Origin of the sequence: Pseudonocardia kunmingensis (genome assembly GCF_006716445.1) — a bacterium.
Taxonomy (GTDB): Bacteria; Actinomycetota; Actinomycetes; order Mycobacteriales; family Pseudonocardiaceae; genus Pseudonocardia; species Pseudonocardia kunmingensis.
The window spans coordinates 750510-767845 of record NZ_VFPA01000003.1; the positions used below are offsets into that span (position 1 = coordinate 750510).

A 17336-nucleotide genomic window follows, 5' to 3' on the forward strand; every position below is an offset into this window, starting at 1 on the left:
GTACGAGCGGCACTTTCGTCCGAAGGGGTGGACGAAAGTGCCGCTCGTTCGTTCTCAGCGGCGGAACCAGGCGTTCGCCGCCGGGCGGAACATCAGCACGAGTGCGGTGAGCACCGCGACGACGTGCACCACCCGCAGCCCGGCGCCGAGCAGCGTGGGCACGTCAGCGCCGGCCAGGAACGCGGCCGGCGAGCCGCCGTCGAGCAGCCAGGACACCGGCTCGATCACGAGCGACGCGGTGCCGACGCCACCGAGCAGCACGGCCACGGCCCAGCGGGCCGCGTTGCGGCCGGTGCGCAGGCTCAGCACCAGCGCGGTGAGCACCGCGTAGATCGCGAACCGGGCCCCGAGCTGCGGGAACGTGGGCGGCTCGGGCAGGAGCAGGTAGACGAGGGCCTCGGCCGCGCCGGCCGCGATGGCGGTGAGCCACAGCAGGACCGAGAGCCGGACCGACTCGGGCGCGGGGACGGCGCGGGGTGCGGTGAGGGTCATGCCGGTGAGTCTGCGACCGGTGCCGCCACGGGTCGCGCCGGTGCGCCCCCGACCCGGACGGGGGTATCCCCCACCTCGGACCCGGAATCTTCTGGTAAACAGGAGAGTTGCATTCCGAAGATTCTGTGGAATGCATTCTCTGCCGCAATTCTACCAGAAGGGGTCGCGAATTGTCGAATCTGGACGAGGACCGCCGGTACGTCGCCCGGCTCTACGACCGGTTGGACGCCGAGCGGGCGGCCGCCGAGGCCGAGCTCGCCGAGGCGTAGCGGGCGTCCGGCAGCTCCCCCGGGGAGCGGTCGTTGCGCGAGGCCGCGGTGCGGTCGCTGACCGCCCGGATCGGACGGTTGCGGGGCGGCGCCGACGGGCTCTGCGTCGGCCGGACGGACGCCGCCGACGGCGGGCGCACCCACATCGGGCGGATCGGGCTGCTCGACGAGGACCTCGAGCCGCTGCTGGTCGACTGGCGCGCACCCGCCGCGCGGCCCTTCTACACGGCCACGGCGGCGCACCCGGACGGGCTGGTGCGCCGCCGGCACTACCGCACGCGCGGGCGGGCGGTGCTCGACGCCCACGACGACGTCCTCGACGGGACGGGCGCCGGTGCCGACGGGTCGGACGCCGCGCTGGTCGCGGCCCTCGAGGCACCCCGCACCGGCACGATGCGCGACATCGTCGCGACGATCCGGGCGGAACAGGACGAGGTCATCCGCCTCGACCGCACCGGCTTCGTCGTGATCGAGGGCGGGCCGGGCACCGGGAAGACGGCGGTGGCGCTGCACCGGGTGGCCTACCTGCTCTACACGCACCCGCACCTGGCGCGCCGCGGCGTCCTGGTGGTCGGTCCGCACCCGCGGTTCCTGGAGCACATCTCGGCGGTGCTGCCCTCGCTCGGGGAGACCGACGTCGTGTTCGCGACGCCGGGCGCGCTGCTGCCCGGCCTCGCGACGACCGCCGCGGAGGAGCCGCGGGTCGCGCGGGTGAAGGGCGCCCTGGCGATGGTCGACGTGCTCGCCGCCGCCGTGGCCGACCGCCAGGAGCTGCCCGCGGGTCCGGTTCCCGTGGAGCTCGACGACGTCACGGTCGAGATCACCCGCGAGCTCGCCGCGGCCGCGCGCGGGCGCGCCCGCGCCACCGGGCAGCGCCACAACGAGGCCCGTGCGACGTTCGCCGCGGCGCTGCTCGACGCGCTCGCCGAGCAGGCCGTCGACCGGATCGGCGCCGGCTGGCTCGCCCCGCGCGAGTCGCCCGAGCTGGCGGCGGACCTGCGTATCGACGCCCGCGCCGAGCTGCGCGGCCACCCGGCCGTGCACGCCGCCGTGGACGCGCTGTGGCCCGAGCTGACGCCGCGGCAGCTGCTGGCGCAGCTCTACACCGCGCCCGAGCGCGTCGCGGTGGCCGCAGCGGGCCTGCCCCCCGCCGACCGATCGGCGTTGCTGCGCACGGATGCCATCGCGTGGACGGTGTCCGACGTGCCGCTGCTCGACGAGGCCGCGGAGCTGCTCGGACCCACGGCGGCGGTCCGGCGGCAGGACGCCGACGCGCGACGGCGCGCCACGGACGAGCGACGCTACGCCGAGGAGGTCCTGCAGATCCTGGACACCGAGCCGGCCGACGAGGACGAGGTCCGCGCCGCCGACCTGCTCGACGCGGATGCCCTGGCGCAGCGGCAGGAGGAACGCGACCACCGCACCGTCGCCGAGCGGGCGGGTGCGGACCGGGAGTGGGTCTACGGGCACGTGGTCGTCGACGAGGCGCAGGAGCTCTCGGAGATGCAGTGGCGGGTGCTCGTGCGGCGCTGCCCGACGCGCTCGTTCACAGTGGTGGGCGACCTCGCCCAGCGCCGCTCGGCGGCCGGCGCCCGCTCGTGGGCCGATCTGGCGCAGCGCTACGCACCCGGCCGATGGACGCACCGCGTGCTGCGCGTCTGCTACCGCACCCCCGCCGAGATCATGTCCGTGGCCGCGGCGGTGCTCGATGCCCACGACCCCGGCCACGTCCCGCCGGAGGCCGTGCGCTCCACCGGCGTCACCCCGTGGTCGCGTGAGGTGACACCGGGCGCGCTGGTGGCTGCGGTCCACGAGGCCGCGGCCGCGGAGGCCGCGCGTCCCGGCACGGTCGCGGTGATCACCGCTCGGCCGCTGCCTGCCGTGCCCGGCGCGGTCGTGCTCGCACCGCACGAGGCGAAGGGGCTCGAGTTCGACTCCGTGCTCGTCGTGGAGCCGCAGCGGATGCTGGACGGTGGTGCCGCCGACCTCTACGTGGCGCTCACCCGCGCCACCCAGCGCCTGGGCGTGCTGCACACCGGGCCGCTCCCCGCCGGCCTGCGCGGCGCGCTCGCCACCGACTGAACGGATCGGCCCCGGCGCACGTACACATCCCGGACACGACGGTCGGGAGGTGGCTGGGGGATGCGAGGGCGGCGGGTCCGCGACGCGGAGCCACGCGGGCTCGACTCCGAGCACGCGCTGCGCGCCGCGTACGCCGCCCACGGCGCGGAGCTGTACCGCTTCGCGCTGCGGCAGCTCGGCGACGACGGCGCGGCGCAGGACGTGGTGCAGGAGGTGTTCCTGCGCGCGTGGCGGCGCGCCGACTCCTACGACCCGTCGATCGCGAGCCTGCGGGTGTGGCTGTTCGCCCTCGCCCGCAACGCGGTGATCGACGAGGTCCGCCGGGTCGCCGTGCGCCCGTGGCGGCGCGGGCTGGTCGGCGAGGTGGAGGCCGACGCGCGCACCGGGAGCGTCGACGCCGCGGAGCACGCGCTCGTCGACACCTGGCTGGTGGAGGAGGCGCTGCGCCGCATCCGCGAGGAGCACCGCACGGCGATCGTGCAGACCTACCTGCGGGGCCGCCCGTACGCGGAGGTGGCCGCCGAGCTCGGCATCCCGGTGGGCACACTGCGCAGCAGGGTCTTCTACGGGCTCAAGGCCCTGCGCCTGGCGATGGACGAGATGGGTGTGGAGCCGTGAACCGGGACGAGCACCGCGGGGTGCGCGAGTCGTTGGGCGCGTACGCGCTGGGCGGGCTGCCCGACGCGGAGCGGACGGCGGTGCGGGCGCACCTCGACGGCTGCGCCGAGTGCCGCGCCGAGCTGGCGGAGATCGAGCCCGTGGTCGGCCCGCTGAGCCGGGTGGACCCCGACCAGCTCGACCGCACGCCGGTGCCGCCGCCGCGGCTGGGCGAGCAGATCGTGGCGCGGGCCGTCGGCGAGCGCAGGCCGGCGCCCCGCCGCGGTGTGCTCGTCGCGGCGGCGGCCGTGGTGGTCGCCGCCGTCCTGGCCGGCGGCGCCGGCTTCGTGGTGGGTTCGCGCGCGACGCCGGACGTGCCCCGCGAACCGGTGCAGGTGCAGGCCCTCGACGCGCGGGTCGAGGCGTCGGCCACGGTCGTGCCGCACACCTGGGGCGTGGAGATCACGCTCGAGGCCGGCGGGTTCCGACCCGGCGCCGTCTACCGGGTCGTGGTGCTCGACGAGGCCGGTCGCCGGGTGGGTGCCGGGGAGTTCGTGGGCACCGGGGACGCGCCGATGCGGTGCAACCTCAACACATCGGTGCTGCGCGCCCAGGCGACCGGGTTCGACGTCCTCGACGCCGAGGGCGCCGTCGTGGTGCACGGGGAGCTGTGAGCCCGCGGTCGCGTCAGGCGGGCACTGCGTGCACCACGAGGTTGTCGTTGTAGCTGCCCGCGCCGCGGTCGAACTCCCCCGCGCACGTGACCAGGCGCAGCACGTCGTCCGGGGTGGCCCCGAACACCGCGAACGTCGGGAAGGCGTCCTTGGGCACCTGCTCGCTGCCCTGCACGCGGTAGTGCGCCACCGCACCGTCGGCCGTGGTCACCTCGACCGGGTCACCGGGGCGCAGCGCGTGCAGCCGGTGGAACACGGCCGGACCGCTGCGGGAGTCGACATGACCGAGCAGGACCGTCGGGCCGGGCCCGCCGGGCCGCCCACCGCCGCTGAACCAGCTGGCACGGGCGTAGTCCTGCGGCACCTCGGCCCCTCCGTCGGCGGTGATGCCGAGCCGCAGCAGCGCGGACTCCACGCCCGCCGCGGGAATCCGGACGGCGACCGGGTCGGACGCGACGACCGCCCGCCCCGGGGCCACCGGCGTCGGTGCGGACGTCGCCACGGCGCCGGCGGGCGTCCCGGGACCGCCCGGTGCCGGCGCGCAGCCGGCCACCGCGAGGGCGGCCAGGACGAGCGCCGGCACCAGGACCCCTCGCCCGTCAGCCGCGGGCACGCCGGCGCGCGATCGCGACCCCCGCGGCGGCGGTGCCGGCCACGCCCAGGAGCGCCGCACCGAGCACCGGGTGCACGGCGTCACCCGCCGCGCCGCCCGCTCCCGTGTCGACCCCGCCCATCGGCACCCGCGTGAGCTGCCCCCGCACGGCGCCCGCGGTGAAGGCGGAGGTGTGCGTGTCGGCGAAGAACGCCGCGGGGTCGGCCTCGATCTGCGCCAGGGAGAAGCCCTCGCCGGTGTCGGTGCCGTCGGCCATCACGCCGGTGGTGAACGGCCCCTGCAGGCAGCCCTCGCTGCGCATGGTGCCGCTGCCGTCGTCCTCGGGGTTCGGGAACGCGAGCCGCGGCGGACCCGCCGAGCCCTCGGCGGCCTCGTGCACGTGCGTGGCGGTGCGCGCGGGGCTCTGGTAGGGCGGGGTGACGCCGTCGAGGGTGATCTCGTAGCAGATGATCTCCTCGTCGCTGTTGATCCGCAGGTCGAAGGTGCCCGTCGCGCCGGGCTCGCCGGGGGCGGGCCCGTTCGGGCCGACCACCGTGTCGGGCACCGCCATCGCGGTGAACATGCTGGTGAAGGAGCCGGGCTCGGGAACGTCGGCGTCCTGCGCGAAGGCCGGGCCCGCGGCGAGCGCCGCGGTGGCCGTCGTGAGGGCCGTCAGGGTCGCGATCCGGGTGGCGGTGCGGCGCACGGGGGTCCTTCCTCCAGGTGTGGTGCGGACGCTCTTGCGTACGCACCGCCCCCGTTCCGCGTTCAGCGTCCCGCGAGCAGCTCCACCACCGGGGTGAACTGCGCGGAGAACGCGCCGTTGACGCTGACGTAGCTCACGCCGTAGGCGTCCCGGCGCCGCTGCAGCTCGTCGGCCATCTCGGCCGGTGTGCCACGGAGCAGGGTCTGCGAGTCGTGGGCCACGAGGGTCGCGTGGTCGACGCCGATGAAGCGCTGCGTCCAGGGCGGCAGCTCGTCGCCGACGGCGAAGAGGTTCATCGCGATCTCGATGCGGTCGGCGCGGTCGCCTGCCGCGTCCCGCAGCTGCGTGGCCATCCCCGCGAGGTCGTCCGCGCCCCGCGAGCGGGGGCGCGGCAAGCGTGACGATGTCGGCGGTCCGGGCGGCGAGCTCGAGCGCCTTCGGGCCCCCGGCCGACGACCAGGGCCTCACCCCCGGCATCCACCCCGGCTACCGGCGGCTCTGACCCGGTTCCGCGGGTGAGGGGGCCCTAGCTCTCCTTCGCGATCGCCTCCCGCACGGCCGGGACGATCTCCGCACCCCAGCGCCCCAGCGAGACGGGGTCCTGCGCTCCGCCGTCGGGCGAGAAGAGGATGAACCCCGAGGCCCCGTGTTCCCGCACGGCTCCGGTCAGCTCCTCGACCCACTGGTCGGCGGAACCGCCGATCCAGCGGCCGTCAGCGCCCCGCGTCGAGGCGAGCGGGCGCTCGGTGATGCGCCCGGGGAAGTTGAAGATCGTGCGAACCTCCGCCGGATCGCGCCCCACTGCGGCCGCCGCGTCGTCGACGACCGGCCGCGACGCCCGGTACCGCTCGCTGAGCCAGTCCGCGGCATGGCCCGGGATCCAGCCGTCGGCGACGCGACCGGTGGCGGCCAGCGACTTCGGTCCGACGGACCCCGTCCAGACGGGCGGCGCGGAGACCGGAGCCGGATCGATCCGGCGCACCCGGTGGTGGCGGCCCTCGAAGGTGATCGGCTCGCCGCCCCCGGACAGCTTCCGGATCAGCACGATCGCCTCCTCGAAGGCGCTCACGGCGTCGGCCGGGGAGAGCCGCGGCGCCCCCATGTCGGCGATGCGGTCCCACAGCCCGCCCGCGCCCATGCCGAGCACGACGCGCCCGCCCGAGAGCGCCGACAGCGACGTCACGGTCCGCGCCAGCACGGGAGCGGGCCGGGTCGGCAGGTTGGTGACGTTGGCCAGACCCGCGATGCGCTGCGTCTGCCCGAGGATGAACCCGATCGCGGCGTAGGCGTCCAAGCGCGCGCCGAGGTAGGGGTGGTCGGACAGCGAGAAGACGTCCAGGCCGTCCCGGTCGGCCTGCTGGACCATGCGCAGCAGCTCCGGGCCGTCCTCGATGTCGCTGTGGGCTCCGAAGCCGAAGACGACCTCTGGTGCGGACATTGTCGTGTCTCCCGTCCGGCGCGCAGCCTGGCACGCGCCACTGGTTCGTTGCACGAACTATATTGGTTCGTACTACGAACTTCAACCGGGGCGGGAGGCGCCATCCGGTTCCACGAAGACCACCGGGACTTCGTTGTCCTGCACCACGCGGCCGAGCAGGGCGGCCAGTGTGTCGCGCTCGGCGGCACTGAGGCCCGCCGACAGCTCCTCGACCCGCCTGCAGGTCTCGACGTAGAACTCCTCAGCAAGAGCACTGCCCCGCGCAGTGAGCGCGACACGGACGGCGCGCTGGTCACGAGGGTCGGGCTCGCGCCGGACCAGGCCGTTGCGCTCGGTGCGATCCACCAGCCCGGTGAGGCTCGACTTGGCCAGCCCGAGCATCGCGCCGAGCTCGCCCATGCCGTACGGCTGCGCCATCAGCACGCACAGCAGTTGCCCCTGCTGCGGGGTGAGGCCGCGCTCCCGGCCCGACTCGGCGTACACGGCATTCACCAAGAACGCGGAACGCACCAGGGCGGCCACCACCCCGATGCGGCCGTCATGGCGTTCACCCATGGCGGCAGAGTAGCAGTTCGCGACGCGAACTACCTCGTTCCGTGCACGGTACGGCCGTCAGCGCTCCGCGGCGGGCGGCGCTGTCGGCTCCCCCTGGTCCTCGGCCTCGAGCACCCGGCGCTCCGCCTCCCAGCCGGCCTCGTCCATGGACTCCCGGCCCCAGCCCGTCACCACGGCGACGAGGAACACCAGCATCAGCGCCCAGCAGTACACGACGTAGGGGACCAGGTGGAGGGCGTCGAAGCCGGCGAGGTCCGCGCCCCGCACGGTGTCGGCGACCAGCGCGAACGGGATGAGCACGGCCACGCTGTAGGGCAGGATGCCGATGATCGTGGTCGATGCGGCGTCCAGCACGTTGCCCCGCCGCCACGGCGCGATCCGGAACGCGTGCCCGAGCCGGCGGACGTACGGGCCGAGCATGACCATCGTGGGGGTGCCCGCGGTGGTGAGCGCGTTGACGCCGAGCGCGAGCAGGTACATGGTCACCTCGGCGCTGCGCGGGCCGCGCGCCAGCCGACGGGACCGGACGATCAGCCAGTCGATGAGTCCACCGGCCCGGAACGTGCCGATCATGCCCATCAGGAAGATCGTGAACACCGCGATGCCGACGAACCCGGTCATCCCGTCGACCACCACGCCGCTCGCGGTGAACGTCGAGGCGTCGACCGAGAGCAGGTCCGACCAGCCGAGCAGGCCGGTGACCAGGCCGAGCGCGAGCCCGAACGCGGTGCTCAGCAGCAGTGCCGACACGAAGTGCCACTGCCGCACCATCAGCACGACCAGCAACGCGGGCGCGAGCAGCATCACCAGCCCGTCCGGGGCCGCGTCCACGTCGCCGCGCCCCGCTCCGCCCGAACCGGCCAGGCCCACCACGACGTAGACGGCCAGCGTCGCCGCCCCGGCGACGGCGGCGTACTTCAGCCGGGAACGGACGACCTTGGGCACGTCCGTGCCCTGCGAGTACGCGGACACGATCGTGGTGTCCGAGACCGGGGCGAGGTTGTCGCCGACGAACGCACCGCCGATGATCGCGCCGACCACGAACAGCGGGTCGGCCCCGATCGCGAAGCCCGCGGGGAACAGGATCGGGGTGACCGCGAGGATCGTGCCCACGGAGGTGCCGGTGGACAGCGACAGGACCGCGGCGGACAGGAAGGTCACCAGCGGCACCCACGCCGCGGTCAACCCGACCGAGACGGCGAGCCACACGAGGCCCTCGATGACGCCCGTCGTGTTGAGCATCGTGCCGAACACGCCGGCGAGGAACCACGCCAGCAGGATCACCGCGAGCATCGGGGACGCGATGCCGGCGATCAACGCGTCGACGTACTCCTTCTGGCTGCGCGCGAGCAGCAGGCCGACCAGGAGCCCCAGCAGCACCATCGGCCAGAACGCCTCCGGCAGCGCCAGCCCGTTCGCGCCGAGGACCAGGATCCCGGCGAGCATGACGAGGAACGGGACGAACAGCGCGGCGACGCCGCCGCGCAACTGCAGCCGGGGTGGAGCGACGGGACGTGACATCGGGTTCCCCTCGGCCACCGGTCCTTCACCCCCACTGAACGGACTGCGAACATAGAACCGGCCGTGCCGGGTGTCAACGAAGGAGGCCGGGATGGTCGGGATCCGCATCCGCGAACTGCGCAGCGACCGGGGCATGACCCTGACCGGGCTGGCTCGCTCCACCGGCCTGTCGGCAGGTCTGATCAGCCAGGTCGAGCGGGGGTTGACCGACCCGAGCCTGGAGACCCTGCGCCGGATCGCCCGGGTCCTGGACGTGCCGCTGTTCAGCCTCTTCCGCGATGCGGAGCCCGACTCCGATGCCGTGGTGGTGCGCCGGGACCGTCGGATGCAGGTCAGCTCGCCGCACGGCGGGATCTCCTACCAGCGCCTGTCCCCCGGGTCCGGGAAGCTGGAGCTGCTGGAGGGCACGCTCGAGCCGGGCGCGGCGTCGTCGGCGAAGCCGTGGAGCCACCCGTCCGAGGAGTGCGTGACCGTCCTGTCGGGGCAGCTGCTGGTGGAGATCGGGAGTGCCCGGCACGATCTCGAGACGGGCGACAGCTGCTACTTCGACTCCCGCTCCCCGCACCGCTACGTCAACCCCACCGAGCGCCGCACGGTCTTCCTGGTGGCCATCACCCCGCCCAGCTTTTAGTTAGAGTGAACGGGTGCGCAGCCCCGCCGCTTTCCGCAGCCAGTTCCCGGCGCTCACGGAGTCCGTCCACCTGGCCAGCTGCAGCCAGGGCGCGCTGTCCACCGACCTCGTCGCCCAGACCGAGGAGCTGCTCTGGAGCATGCGGACCCATGGGGCGCCGTGGGACCGCTGGGTCGGCAAGGTCGAGGAGGCCAGGGCAGCGTTCGCCGAGACGATCGGGGCCCGGCCCGGTGAGGTCGCGGTGCTGTCCAACGCCTCCGAATGCGCCTACCAGGTGGCGTCCACCCAGGACTGGTCGCGGCGCAGCCGGATCGTCTGCACCGACATGGAGTTCCCGTCGGTGGCGCACGTCTGGCTCGGCCAACGACCGCGCGGCGCGCAGGTGCACCACGTCGCCGAGCGCGACGGCGGGGTGCCGCCCGAGGACCTCGTCGCGGCGGTCGACGAGCGGACCGCCCTCGTCTCCTGCCCCCTCGTCTCCTACCGCAACGGGGCCCGGCTCCCGGTCGCGGAGGTGACCGCTCGGGCCCGCGAGGTCGGCGCGAAGGTGTTCGTCGACGCCTACCAGGCGGCCGGCGTCATCCCGATCGACGTGCGCGCCCTGGACTGCGACTACCTGGTCGCCGGTGCCCTCAAGTACCTGCTCGGGTTGCCCGGCATCGCGTTCCTGTACGTGCGCGACGGGGTGCGTGACGACGTGGCACCGCAGCTGACCGGCTGGTTCGGGCGCGTCGACCCGTTCTCGTTCGATCCCCGGTCGCTGGACCACCCGGCCGACGCGCGCCGCTTCGAGGTGGGCACCCCGTCGATCCCGTCGGCCTACGGCGCGGTCGCGGGCATGCGCGTGCTCGCCGGCGCCGACCCCGCGGCGGTGGAACGGCACGTCGCCGGCCTGGTCGACGAGACGGCGTCGCGGCTGACCGAAGCCGGCGAGCGGTTGTGGCTCCCGGCGGACGCCGGCGCGCGGGGCCCCGTGGTGGCGCTGGTGGACCCCGACCCCGACCGGCTCGCCGGGTGGCTGGCGCGGCGCGGGATCGTGACGAGCCCGCGCGGGCACGTCCTGCGGCTGTCGTTCCACTACTACAACGACGGCTCCGACGTGGCGGCCTTCTGCTCGGCGCTGGCGGAGTACCGAGCGGGCTGAGCGGGTCCTGGTCCTACTGGCCGGCCTGCGCGAGCGGTACCGGCCGCGTGCGCGCGCTCCACCTCCCGGCGCTCCGGCTGATCGCGATCGGGTGCCCGAAGCACCGGCTGACCTGCTCGGTGGTCAGCACCTCGTCGGCCGGCCCGGTGGCGAGGCACTCGCCGGCGCGCAGCAGCATCGCGTGCGTCGTGCTCGCCGGCAGCTCCTCGAGGTGGTGGGTCACCAGCACCGTCGCGAGCGACGGGTGCTCGGCGCGCAGCACGTCCAGGCTGTCGATGAGCTGCTCGCGGGCGGCGAGGTCCAGGCCGGTGGCGGGCTCGTCGAGCAGGAGCAGCCGCGGCCGGGGCATGAGCGCGCGGGCGATCAGCGCGCGGCCCCGCTCGCCCTGCGAGAGGGTGGGCCAGCGCGCCTCGCTGCGGGCGCCGACCCCGAGCAGGTCGATCAGCCGGTCGGCCTCGGCCAACTCCTCCCCGCTCGGCGCGTGCCGCGGCACGGGCTCGGTGGTGCCGGTCACGCCCGTGAGGACGACCTGCCGCAGCGTCAGCGGCGACTGCAGCGGGTGCCGCGGGTTGACGTGCCCGAGGTAGGAGCGCAGCTCCCGGACGTCGACGCGGCCGAGGCGCCTGCCCAGCACGTGGACCTCGCCCCGCGTCGGGTGCGTGACCGCCCCCATCAGGCCGAGCAGCGTGCTCTTGCCCGCCCCGTTCGCACCGAGCAGCGCCCAGTGCTCACCCCGCTGCACGGTGATCGACACCGAGCGGAGCAGGTGGTTGCCCTCGCGCACGAGGTCCACGTCCAGCACCCGCAGCACCGGTCCGGTGTCCGCGGGTCGCGCGGTGCTCACTGCTCGACCGCCTCCTCCTCCGACGAGGTCCACGACGCCCTCCGGGTTGCCCTGCCACGACGCCGTGGGCCTGCGGTTCCGCACGCGCGGGGCGGCCCCGGCCGAGGATCAGGCTAGCAACTCCTCAGACAGGCACGGTCCCGATACCGCCATGTGGAGCCCGCACATATGCCGTCGCGGATCAATGGGGCCTGCACACGCGTCGGATCGGCCGGGTGGGTCGTACCGTCCTGCACCATGACCGCTGCCTCCGCACCCCCGCTCGCGGGCCGCCGCGCGCTGGTCACCGGGGCCGCGTCCGGCATCGGGGCGGCACTCGCGCGGCGGCTCGCGGCCGACGGTGCCGCCGTGCTCGCGGTCGACCGCGACGAGGCCGGGCTGGCGGAGCTCACGCGGGCGACGACCGGTGTGGAAGCCGTGCCGTGCGACCTGTCCGACCTCGCCGCCGTCGACGCGCTGCCCGCCGAGGTCGACGTGCTGGTCAACAACGCCGGCCTGCAGCACGTCGCCCCGATCCCGGAGTTCGACCCCGACCGGTTCTCGCTGATCCTGCGGGTGATGCTGGAGGCGCCGTTCCGGCTGGCCCGCCGCGCGCTGCCGCACATGTACGCGCAGGGCTGGGGCCGGGTCGTCAACGTCTCGAGCGTGCACGGCCTGCGCGCGAGCCCGTTCAAAGCGGCGTACGTGGCCGCGAAGCACGGGCTGGAGGGCCTGTCCAAGGTCATCGCGCTCGAGGGCGCCGCGCACGGCGTCACGAGCAACTGCCTCGACCCCGCCTACGTGCGCACGCCGCTCGTCGAGCGGCAGATCGCCGACCAGGCCCGGTCCCACGGCATCGACGCCGACGCCGTGGTGGAGCAGGTCATGCTCGCGCCCGCCGCGGTGAAGCGGCTGGTCGAGCCCGAGGAGGTGGCCGAGCTGGCCGCCGTGCTCTACGGCCCGGCGTCGGCGTCGATCACCGGCGCGTCACTGTCGATGGACGGCGGCTGGACCGCCCACTAGGAACAACAGGGAGACAACGTGGTCACCGACAAGTCCGCCGGGGCATCGCGCGCCGGGATCATCAAGGTGGTCGCCGCCAGCATGGCGGGCACCACCGTGGAGTGGTACGACTTCTTCCTCTACGGCGTGGCCGCCGCCGTCGTGTTCCCGGCGGTGTTCTTCCCGTCGGACGACCCCGCGGTCGGCACCCTGCTCGCGCTCGGCACCTTCGCGATCGGGTTCGTCGCCCGGCCGATCGGCGGGTTGGTCTTCGGCCACTACGGCGACAAGCTGGGCCGCAAGAAGCTGCTGGTGATCAGCCTCGTCGGGATGGGCGTCGCGACGTTCGCCATCGGGCTGCTGCCCGGCTACGCGACCATCGGGTTCGCGGCACCGGTGCTGCTGACCGTCCTGCGTCTCGTGCAGGGCTTCGCGATCGGCGGCGAGTGGGGCGGGGCCGTGCTCATCGTCTCCGAGCACGGCGACCCGGCCCGGCGCGGCTACTGGGCGAGCTGGCCGCAGGCCGGCGTCCCGATCGGGCAGCTGCTCGCCAACGGCCTGCTGTTCCTGCTCGCCGCGGTGCAGAACGAGCAGGACTTCCAGTCGTGGGGCTGGCGGATCCCGTTCCTGCTCTCCGCGGTGCTGGTGCTGATCGGGCTCTACATCCGGCTGTCGATCGAGGAGTCGCCGATCTTCAAGGCCGCCCAGGCCCGCGCCGCCGAGCTCGCCGCGGCCGGCGAGAAGGAGGTCGTCCCGATCGTCGACGTGTTCCGCCGCTACCCGCGTGAGGTGTTCACGGCGATGGGCGCGCGGTTCGTCGAGAACGTCTGCTACTACGTCTTCACGATCGTCATCACCAGCTACGTGACGCAGCGGCTCGGCCTGCCCAGCTCGTTCGTGCTCGGGGCGGTGCTCATCGGCGCGGCGGTGCACGTGGTGGTCATTCCCGTCTGGGGCGCGCTGTCCGACCGGTTCGGCCGCAAGCCGATCTACCTGCTCGGGGCCGCCGGCGTCGGGGTATGGGCGTTCGTGTTCTTCGCGCTCGTCGACACCGGCAACTTCGCGCTCACCGTGCTCGCGGTCGTCGGCGGGCTCGTGTTCCACGCCGCGATGTACGGGCCGCAGGCGGCGTTCCTGTCCGAGCTGTTCGGCACGAAGGTCCGCTACTCGGGCGTGTCGGTCGGCTACCAGCTCGCGTCGGTCGTGGCGGGCGGGATCGCGCCGCTCATCGCAGTGTGGCTCTACACCACGTTCGACTCCGGCTACGCCGTGTCGGTGTACGTGGCGCTCAGCGCGGTGCTGACCATCGTGGCGGTGGCCAGCTACGGCGAGACCAGCAAGCGCGACCTCGCCGAGGACCACGCGATCAGCCCCGGCACGAGCCGCTGACCGGAGCTCGCGCGGCGGAGGACGGTGGCATCATCACCGCCGTGTCGCGGACGGCGCTGGAGCTGCTGCGCCTGCTCGCACAGGATGCGCCGGCCGAGCGCATCGACGAGCAGGCGCAGTTGCTCGCGGCGGCCGACCCCGGGTCCGGGGCGGTCGCCCGCGAGCTCGCGCTGCGCGTCCGGGCCGGGATCGACGCGCACCGCCGCCGGGAGGCGGAGCTCACGGCGCTCGTGGACATCGCCCGCGACCTCGCGTCGCACCCGGAGCCTGCCGGTGTGCTCGACACGATCGTGCGCCGCGCCCGCGGCCTGCTCGGCGCCGACGTGGCCTACCTGACGCTGGCCGACGCGCGGCGCGGCGACACGTTCATGCGCGCGACGGCCGGGTCGGTCTCCGCGCGCTTCCAGGCCCTGCGGCTGCCGCTCGGGGCAGGCCTCGGGGGCCTGGTGGCGCAGACCCGGCGCCCCTACTGGACGGCCGACTACCCGGGCGACGCGCGCTACGAGCACACCACCGAGATCGACGCGGCCGTCGAGGAGGAGGGCCTCGTCGCGATCTGCGGCACCCCGCTGCTCGTGGACGGGGAGTTCGTCGGGGTGCTGTTCGCGGCGCACCGCAGCCGCCGCCCGTTCGCCCGGGCCGAGGTGGCGCTGCTCGGTTCGCTGGCGGCGCTGGCCGCCGTCTCGCTGCTGCAGTCGCGCCGGGCCGCCGAGACGGCGGGTGCGCTGGCCGCGCTGTCGAACGCGCACGAGGGCATCGAGCAGGCCGCCGCGGCGCACGACCGGTTCGCGGGCGTCGTGCTGTCCGGCGGCGGCGTGGACGACATCGCCGCGGCGCTGGGCGACCTGCTGGCCTGCTGGGTGCTCGTCCTGGACGAGGACGGCCAGCGGCTCGGGGCGCACGGCGGCGTGCCGGAGGGCGCCGCCGACTCCGCAGCCGTGCGGCGGGCGGCCGACTCCGGGCGCCTCGTGAGCAGCGACGGGGTCTGCGCGGTCGCCGTGCGGGCGGTCGGGCAGCGCCTGGGCACCCTCGTCCTCGGCGGCCGTCCGGAGCTCGACGACGGGCAGGTCCGCACCGTCGAGCGCGCCGCGATGGTCACCGCGCTGGTGCTGCTGTTCCGGCTGCGCGAGGCCGAGGCCGACCAGCGGGTGCGCACGGACCTGCTCGCGGAGCTGCTGGCCCGCCCCGCGGCGGACCTGGACCCCACGCTCGTCGAGCGGGGGAGGCTGCTGGGGCTGCGCCTGCAGACCCCGCACGTCGTGGCCGTCTGCCGGGGCAGGCGGCGCGGCGGCGCGTTGGCCGCCGCGGCCGCGGGCGACGGGCGCGGGCTGGCCGGCGAGCACCACGGCGAGGTCGTCGCGGTCGTGCCGGGCCGGGCCCCCTCGGCCGTGGCGGCCGGCCTGGCCCGCCGCCTCGGCGGCGACGGCGCGCCCGTCACCGTGGGCGCCGCGGGCCCGGTGCTGCCCGCGGCCGGCCTGCGCGACGCCCACGCCGACGCCCGCCGCACCGCCGACGCGCTCACCGCGCTCGGGATGTCCGCGGGCTCGGCCCGCGACCTCGGCTTCGCAGGCCTGGTGGGCGGCGGCGCCGCCGAGATCGACGGGTACCTCGAGCGGGTGCTGGGGCCCGTCGCCGCGTACGACGCCCAGCGCGGCACCGACCTGCTCGGCACGCTCGAGGCGTACTTCGCGGCCGGCGCGAGCCCGAGCCGCGCCGCCGCCGCGCTGCACGTGCACGTCAACACGGTCGCGCAGCGGCTGGACCGGGTGGCGAGCCTGCTGGGCACCGGCTGGCAGAACCCCGACCGGGCCTTGGAGCTGCAGCTCGCACTGCGCCTGCGACGGCTGCGCACCACCGGGGTCCCCGGCCGACTCCCGTGATCGTGCCGGTGCGCGCTCCCGCACTACACCGACGATCACGATCGAGCCGAGGCGGCGGCGCCGGATGGTGCCCGTCCGTCGCTCGACGGCGACCGCTCGCCGTGACCGCGAGCCGTTGCCGATCACCGATGGTGATCGCCCACTCGACGGACTCGGAGATTTCCGCGAATCTCCGTCCGGGATCGCCCGTTGTGCCCGATGACCGGGGCCGGCGGAAGGGGGAGCCTCCGCCGGCACCGGTTGATCTTCTTCCCGCCGCTCACCGGAGGCGGAACACCGGGTAGCCCGGCGCGATGGCGCGCAGCTCCTCGTCGGAGGCCGAGGCGTCGACGCCGTCGAAGAACACCCCGACCTCGAACTTCCAGCGCCGCAGGTAGGCCCGAAGGATCTCGGGCTTCTCGGCGTCGCCGACCTCGTCGGAGCCGAACGCCTCGGCGCGCCGGCCCAGCCGCAGCTCGCCCGCACCCCCGGCGGCCCGCAGGTTGCGCACCCACTGGGTGTGACCGCGCGGCGCGACGAGGTAGCGCGCGCCGTCGTGGGTCAGCAGGTTGACCGGCACGGTCCGCCACTCCCCGCTGCGCCGGCCGCGCACCGCGAGCATCCGCGAACCCCAGACGCTCATCCCGAGGCCGGTGAACCACCCGACGACGCGGTTGGACAGGCCGGTGGCGCGGCCGGGTTCGACGTAACGCTGGTTCCCACTCATGAGATCGCCCATCTTTTTCGAGAGCACCGCTCTGACCTAGGACCAGTCAACCAGGCGGCAGCGCCCGAGTCAAGAGCACTGCTCTCGTTCTAGAGTGGCGTCAGCGGCTGGCCACGAGCTCGGGCGCCACCGGGGGCTCGGCACGCGCCGCCCGCACGCGGCCCACCACGGCGAAACCCGCGGCCGTCAGCAGCGCCATCACGCCCCCGGCCAGCAGGCTGAGCAGCGGGTTGCCGCCCGTCAGCGGACCGAGCGCGAGCCCGACCAGCAGCATGTAGGTGCTCCACGCCGCCGAGCTGGCCACCGTCCACGGCAGGAAGCGGCGCAGCGGCAGGCCGAACCGGCCGGCGGCCGCCGTGCTCACCAGCCGGCCGCCCGGCACGAACCGCGCACCGACGAGCGCCACGCCCGGACGTCGCAGCATGTGCCGGCGCACCCACGCCGACAACGCGCATTCGGCGTCGGTGGAGCGCGCCAGCAAGCGGTGCGAGCAGCGACCGAGCCAGAAGACGACGAGGTCACCCAGCACCGAGCCGACCAGGGCGGCGACGAACAACCCGGCGACCATGCCCGCGTTCCACCCGCCGAACGCCGTGGTCGACGCCGACATCAGGATGGTCTCACTCGGCAGCACCGGGAACGGCGCATCCACTGCGATCATGACGACGAGCAGCGGCAACAGCCAGGAACTGCGCAGGACCGCGTCGCACACGGCCAGGACGTCCAACAGTGCAGGTCCTCTCGGTCGCGCTCACGCCGGTCGACCGGGGTTCCGATCGGGGAGCACACCCCAGGCTTCCAGACGCCGCGAACCGCTCACGCTACCCCCCGACAC

At 74.7% G+C, this 17336-nt stretch carries 18 protein-coding genes; 8 read left to right on the forward strand and 10 right to left on the reverse strand.

The annotated features are described in order from the left end of the window. Positions 1-54: 54 nt before the first annotated feature. Positions 55-492, reverse strand: a complete 438-nt coding sequence (locus FB558_RS26420; RefSeq protein WP_142057877.1) for a hypothetical protein — start codon at positions 490-492, stop codon at positions 55-57. 302 nt (positions 493-794) lie between these two features. Between FB558_RS26420 and FB558_RS26425 the strand changes: the two genes are divergently transcribed. The 3 genes from FB558_RS26425 to FB558_RS26435 are packed head-to-tail and all read left to right on the forward strand — an operon-like array spanning position 795 to position 4114. Then, positions 795-2843, forward strand: a complete 2049-nt coding sequence (locus tag FB558_RS26425; protein ID WP_342787504.1) for an AAA family ATPase — start codon at positions 795-797, stop codon at positions 2841-2843. A gap of 60 nt (positions 2844-2903) precedes the next feature. After that, the gene (locus tag FB558_RS26430; RefSeq protein WP_142057879.1) at positions 2904-3461 is read left to right on the forward strand and encodes a sigma-70 family RNA polymerase sigma factor; all 558 of its coding nucleotides are present in this window, start codon (positions 2904-2906) and stop codon (positions 3459-3461) included. Then, on the forward strand, positions 3458-4114 hold the full coding sequence (locus FB558_RS26435; protein WP_142057880.1) for an anti-sigma factor family protein: 657 nt from the start codon (positions 3458-3460) through the stop codon (positions 4112-4114). The genes FB558_RS26430 and FB558_RS26435 overlap by 4 nt, the downstream gene beginning before the upstream one ends. Positions 4115-4127: 13 nt before the next feature. Here FB558_RS26435 and FB558_RS26440 read toward each other — a convergent pair whose 3' ends face one another. From FB558_RS26440 to FB558_RS26465, 6 genes are all read right to left on the reverse strand, one after another. Further along, the gene (locus FB558_RS26440) at positions 4128-4697 is read right to left on the reverse strand and encodes a class F sortase (protein WP_246106761.1); all 570 of its coding nucleotides are present in this window, start codon (positions 4695-4697) and stop codon (positions 4128-4130) included. Positions 4698-4713: 16 nt separating this feature from the next. Continuing rightward, positions 4714-5412 (reverse strand): CHRD domain-containing protein, encoded by a 699-nt coding sequence (locus FB558_RS26445; protein WP_211366856.1) that lies wholly within the window; start codon positions 5410-5412, stop codon positions 4714-4716. Between the two features lie 62 nt (positions 5413-5474). Beyond that, complete coding sequence (locus tag FB558_RS26450; RefSeq protein ID WP_142057882.1) at positions 5475-5807, reverse strand: hypothetical protein; 333 nt, start codon at positions 5805-5807, stop codon at positions 5475-5477. Positions 5808-5938: 131 nt separating this feature from the next. Further along, a complete protein-coding gene (locus tag FB558_RS26455; protein WP_142057884.1) occupies positions 5939-6850 on the reverse strand; it encodes an LLM class flavin-dependent oxidoreductase in 912 nt (303 codons plus the stop codon). Positions 6851-6931: 81 nt separating this feature from the next. Then, entirely contained in the window at positions 6932-7405 is a 474-nt protein-coding gene (locus FB558_RS26460; protein ID WP_142057886.1) for a MarR family winged helix-turn-helix transcriptional regulator, read from the reverse strand. Positions 7406-7462: 57 nt separating this feature from the next. After that, positions 7463-8926, reverse strand: coding sequence for a Na+/H+ antiporter NhaC family protein (locus FB558_RS26465; RefSeq protein WP_170231533.1), 1464 nt, complete (start codon positions 8924-8926; stop codon positions 7463-7465). Between the two features lie 91 nt (positions 8927-9017). Here FB558_RS26465 and FB558_RS26470 point away from each other — a divergent pair, with 91 nt between their 5' ends. Next, positions 9018-9557, forward strand: coding sequence for a helix-turn-helix domain-containing protein (locus FB558_RS26470; RefSeq protein ID WP_142057890.1), 540 nt, complete (start codon positions 9018-9020; stop codon positions 9555-9557). A gap of 13 nt (positions 9558-9570) precedes the next feature. Further along, entirely contained in the window at positions 9571-10701 is a 1131-nt protein-coding gene (locus FB558_RS26475; RefSeq protein ID WP_142057892.1) for an aminotransferase class V-fold PLP-dependent enzyme, read from the forward strand. Between the two features lie 13 nt (positions 10702-10714). Here the strand turns inward: FB558_RS26475 and FB558_RS26480 are convergent, their stop codons facing one another. Next, the gene (locus FB558_RS26480; RefSeq protein ID WP_142057894.1) at positions 10715-11545 is read right to left on the reverse strand and encodes an ABC transporter ATP-binding protein; all 831 of its coding nucleotides are present in this window, start codon (positions 11543-11545) and stop codon (positions 10715-10717) included. 237 nt (positions 11546-11782) lie between these two features. Between FB558_RS26480 and FB558_RS26485 the strand changes: the two genes are divergently transcribed. From FB558_RS26485 to FB558_RS26495, 3 genes are read left to right on the forward strand one after another with little or no spacing between them, the layout of a single operon-like run. Beyond that, a complete protein-coding gene (locus tag FB558_RS26485) occupies positions 11783-12547 on the forward strand; it encodes a 3-hydroxybutyrate dehydrogenase (protein ID WP_142057896.1) in 765 nt (254 codons plus the stop codon). A gap of 18 nt (positions 12548-12565) precedes the next feature. Beyond that, positions 12566-13915 carry an MFS transporter gene (locus tag FB558_RS26490; RefSeq protein ID WP_342787505.1) on the forward strand — a complete coding sequence of 450 codons (1350 nt, stop codon included), beginning with the start codon at positions 12566-12568 and terminating at the stop codon, positions 13913-13915. Between the two features lie 41 nt (positions 13916-13956). Then, positions 13957-15795: a helix-turn-helix domain-containing protein gene (locus FB558_RS26495; protein ID WP_170231534.1), complete on the forward strand. Its 1839-nt coding sequence runs from the start codon at positions 13957-13959 to the stop codon at positions 15793-15795. A 259-nt stretch (positions 15796-16054) separates the two neighbouring features. Here the strand turns inward: FB558_RS26495 and FB558_RS26500 are convergent, their stop codons facing one another. Together FB558_RS26500 and FB558_RS26505 are read right to left on the reverse strand one after the other, a co-directional pair. Further along, positions 16055-16501: a nitroreductase/quinone reductase family protein gene (locus FB558_RS26500; protein ID WP_142057898.1), complete on the reverse strand. Its 447-nt coding sequence runs from the start codon at positions 16499-16501 to the stop codon at positions 16055-16057. Positions 16502-16601: 100 nt separating this feature from the next. After that, complete coding sequence (locus FB558_RS26505) at positions 16602-17228, reverse strand: DedA family protein (protein ID WP_142057900.1); 627 nt, start codon at positions 17226-17228, stop codon at positions 16602-16604. Positions 17229-17336: the final 108 nt, after the last annotated feature.

Coding starts and splice junctions, on each gene's coding strand:
- FB558_RS26420 (WP_142057877.1), bottom strand. CDS start 492: ATGACCCTCACCGCACCCCGCGCCGTCCCCGCGCCCGAGTCGGTCCGG.
- FB558_RS26430 (WP_142057879.1), top strand. CDS start 2,904: ATGCGAGGGCGGCGGGTCCGCGACGCGGAGCCACGCGGGCTCGACTCC.
- FB558_RS26455 (WP_142057884.1), bottom strand. CDS start 6,850: ATGTCCGCACCAGAGGTCGTCTTCGGCTTCGGAGCCCACAGCGACATC.
- FB558_RS26460 (WP_142057886.1), bottom strand. CDS start 7,405: ATGGGTGAACGCCATGACGGCCGCATCGGGGTGGTGGCCGCCCTGGTG.
- FB558_RS26465 (WP_170231533.1), bottom strand. CDS start 8,926: ATGTCACGTCCCGTCGCTCCACCCCGGCTGCAGTTGCGCGGCGGCGTC.
- FB558_RS26470 (WP_142057890.1), top strand. CDS start 9,018: ATGGTCGGGATCCGCATCCGCGAACTGCGCAGCGACCGGGGCATGACC.
- FB558_RS26485 (WP_142057896.1), top strand. CDS start 11,783: ATGACCGCTGCCTCCGCACCCCCGCTCGCGGGCCGCCGCGCGCTGGTC.
- FB558_RS26500 (WP_142057898.1), bottom strand. CDS start 16,501: ATGAGTGGGAACCAGCGTTACGTCGAACCCGGCCGCGCCACCGGCCTG.